This window comes from Mycobacterium sp. TH-M15, from assembly GCF_057473705.1.
In genome coordinates this window covers 1-2921 of the sequence record NZ_JBYCLB010000408.1, presented here as the reverse complement: position 1 = coordinate 2921, position 2921 = coordinate 1, and the positions used below count along the sequence as shown (strand labels likewise).

4 protein-coding genes are annotated in these 2921 nt (G+C 67.8%); 2 read left to right on the top strand and 2 right to left on the bottom strand.

The features are described 5' to 3' along the window. Positions 1–95 precede the first annotated feature (95 nt). On the top strand, positions 96–380 hold the full coding sequence (locus AC2VNT_RS09965; protein ID WP_486946700.1) for a hypothetical protein: 285 nt from the start codon (positions 96–98) through the stop codon (positions 378–380). Here the strand turns inward: AC2VNT_RS09965 and AC2VNT_RS09960 are convergent. Then, positions 333–773, bottom strand: a complete 441-nt coding sequence (locus AC2VNT_RS09960; protein WP_486946699.1) for a hypothetical protein — start codon at positions 771–773, stop codon at positions 333–335. The genes AC2VNT_RS09965 and AC2VNT_RS09960 overlap by 48 nt on opposite strands. Positions 774–1797: 1024 nt before the next feature. On the opposite strand from AC2VNT_RS09960, the gene AC2VNT_RS09955 reads away from it, so the two are divergent. After that, positions 1798–2481, top strand: a complete 684-nt coding sequence (locus tag AC2VNT_RS09955; RefSeq protein ID WP_486946698.1) for a phosphoribosyltransferase — start codon at positions 1798–1800, stop codon at positions 2479–2481. 10 nt (positions 2482–2491) lie between these two features. On the opposite strand, the gene AC2VNT_RS09950 is transcribed toward AC2VNT_RS09955, so the two are convergent. Further along, entirely contained in the window at positions 2492–2881 is a 390-nt protein-coding gene (locus AC2VNT_RS09950) for a hypothetical protein (protein WP_486946697.1), read from the bottom strand. Positions 2882–2921 lie beyond the last annotated feature (40 nt).

Below are 2921 nucleotides of genomic sequence, written 5' to 3'. Positions count from 1 at the left end.
GCCGCCTGATCTGACCACAACGCGGCCAAAGACACCCGGCTACGCAAGCTCCGCCGGGTAGCTGTCGCCTGCCCACTCACCCTGGGGATTTTCCGGTGAGGTCGCTCGGCTCGGTCAAGACGGGCCTTCAGCCCGTCCCGCTGGCCTGGCACAATGAATCCATGACCACCCGCGAGCGGCTACACGTGCTTGTCGACGCTCTGGACGACGAGCAGACCGAGCGTGCGCTACGCGCAGTCGAGCCGATTGCACAGCCCCGCTCTACCGCTGCTGACGCCGGTCGCCGACCGCTGCCGGAGTTCGTCGGGAGCTTCGACAGCGGCCGCCGCGACCTATCCCAGCCGGTCGACGAGCTGTTTGCCGACGGCTTCGGCCGCTGACCGGCCGCTGTGATCCTGGTAGACACCAACGTCATCGTGGCGCTGGCGGATCGGTCCGATACAGCACACCAACGCTGTCGCCGCTGGTTGCAGGAGCAGACTGGCCAGTTGGCCCTTCCGATCACCGTTCTGGCCGAGGCGTGCTAGCTCATCGACCGGTTCGGCGGCCCGACCGCCGAGGCACAGCTCCTCGATTCGGTCGGCAGCGAGCCCGCTCGTCAATTCCGCCCAGTGGACCTTACTGACGCCGACCTGCGGCGGATGTCCGAACTCGTCCGCCAATACGCCGATCGCCGGCTGGGCGGCACCGACGCCTCGCTGATAGCCGTCGCCGAACGCCTCGGCATTACCACGGTGAACCGCAGAGACTTCGACACCGTCCAGCCTCGCCATGTGCCCGCGTTCAGCATCGTGCCCTCCTGATCCCGCAGGACATCCGCTTCCGCCGGTCACCCAGGCTGGTCACGGCCAACCACGAATTCGATTGCCCGTGTCGCAGCTGGCCAAGTCCCCTGGGACACCGTTGTCATGAGCCGCGTCATCGGTGACGGATGACCCCCGGCTATCGGCCTTGCATCGCCTATGCGGTCTCGATCGAGTTGTAGAGCTCATCCTTGACGGTGATGCGGAAATCGTCATGCGGTTGCCTGGCGGCCGAGCGGGCGGGTCTGGCCGTGCTGTGCTGACCGATTCGCGAAGTTGTTCGCGGCGTTGGTGGGCACCCGTCGAAGGTGACCGGTCCGCAACCCGGCGCCGGCGGCGTGTTTAGCGCTCGGCTCCATGCCGTCAGGCCCGTGAGCGACGCACACCGGGCTATACACGCGTATTTGTAGTGTGGTCCAGGAGATTATTTGACGCCCGATAAACGCTAACGTCCTGACACTTAACTGTTGGTTAAATTTAATGCGATCCACATCGTAGTCCGGAACGGACATGTGTGGCGGCCGGTGCCGGACGCGCGCTGATCACCAAGAGTTTAGACCGAACGCATAGCGACAAGTGCAATTCAACGCGCGGCACGCCTGAAGCTGCGCGACGCTGGGATCGAGTTGGGTCCGACGGGATGCATGGGCATGAGCCAAGGGCCGGTCGGCGCCCCGAGGCGAGTCCCGGCACCGCGTCGCCGAACGCAGGTTTACCAGGCTGCCCCCACCAGTGGGAGGCCACGGTGTATCCAGCTTGCGCGCCAGCAGATTTCACGATTACGGAGTGTCGAGTCGGGAACCGGGCCCGGTCACCTGCGACACCGTCTCGGCTGGCCGCACCGGACATCGCAGGCAGCTGGGGACGACGATCATCCGGTACCGATTCGCCCGGTCGGGGCTCGTGTCGTGGGGGTTCAAGTCCCCCGCGGATATCGTTGTGACCGCGGGTAGCCCACCGCACCGCCGGCGCCGGTCGTAGGCTCGGATGTGAGATGTCTCGATTGAGTGGGTTCCTGCCCCAGACGTCGGCGCCGATGTTCCGTGACCGCCGAGACGCCGGACGTGTGCTGGCCGGGCAGCTCGCCCGATACCGCGGCGGCGCCGTCCTGGTGTTGGGCCTGGCCCGCGGCGGGATTCCGGTCGGCTGGGAGGTTGCCAGCGCCCTCCGCGCGCCACTGGACGTCTTCCTGGTCCGCAAGCTGGGTGTGCCGCAGCACTCCGAGCTGGCGATGGGTGCCATTGCCACCGGCATCCAGGTGGTGATGAACGACGACGTGGTCTCCGGCCTGCGGATCAGCGCCGCGCAGGTGCAGGCGGTGATCGAACGCGAGACAGCCGAACTGCGCCGCCGCGAGCACGCCTACCGGGGCGAGCGTCCGCTGTCGGACCTGCGCGGACGGACGGTGATCGTGGTCGACGACGGGATCGCCACCGGCGCCAGCATGCTGGTCGCGGTGCGGGCGGTGCAGGCGGCGGAACCGGCATCGGTGGTCGTCGCGGTGCCGGTGGGCCCGGCGTCGGCGTGCCAGAAGATCGCCCAGGAGGCCGACGACCTGGTCTGCGTGTCGATGCCAGCCGGCTTCGACGCCGTCGGCCGGGCGTATCTGGATTTCTGTCAGGTCGGCGACAACGAGGTCCGCGAGCTGCTGGCCACACCTACCACCGGCGCCGCCTGACAGCGCAGCGTCAGAGCGCAGTCTCGTCGCCGGCGGCTTCGGTGGCTTCGACCTCGTCGGCCCCGTCGGCCTGCTCGTCAACGGCCTCCGGGCTCTCCACCTCCGCGCCGCCGACCTCGAGGGTCGGCTCATCGGCCGCCGCCTCCGCTTCGCCGTCGCCGATCTTGACCCGCTCGGTGGTGACCCGCTCGGACGTGACCGGCTCGACGGCGCCGGCAGCGGACGCGACCGACCCCGCCCGCTGACGCCGGCGTTCCTGGATGGCGTCGACGATCAACAGCAGCACACCGAGAGCGCTGGCGCCGATGCACACCCAGGCCACCAGCGCGTTGCTGGTGACCACGGCGAAAACCAGTGCGGCCAGCCCGATCAACGCCAGCACCAGGGCGATTATCAGCATTAGTCAACCTCCAAGCCGAGGAGCAGCCTACTTGATGCTC

Coding starts and splice junctions, on each gene's coding strand:
- AC2VNT_RS09950 (WP_486946697.1), bottom strand. CDS start 2,881: ATGCTGATAATCGCCCTGGTGCTGGCGTTGATCGGGCTGGCCGCACTG.
- AC2VNT_RS09955 (WP_486946698.1), top strand. CDS start 1,798: ATGTCTCGATTGAGTGGGTTCCTGCCCCAGACGTCGGCGCCGATGTTC.
- AC2VNT_RS09960 (WP_486946699.1), bottom strand. CDS start 773: ATGGCGAGGCTGGACGGTGTCGAAGTCTCTGCGGTTCACCGTGGTAAT.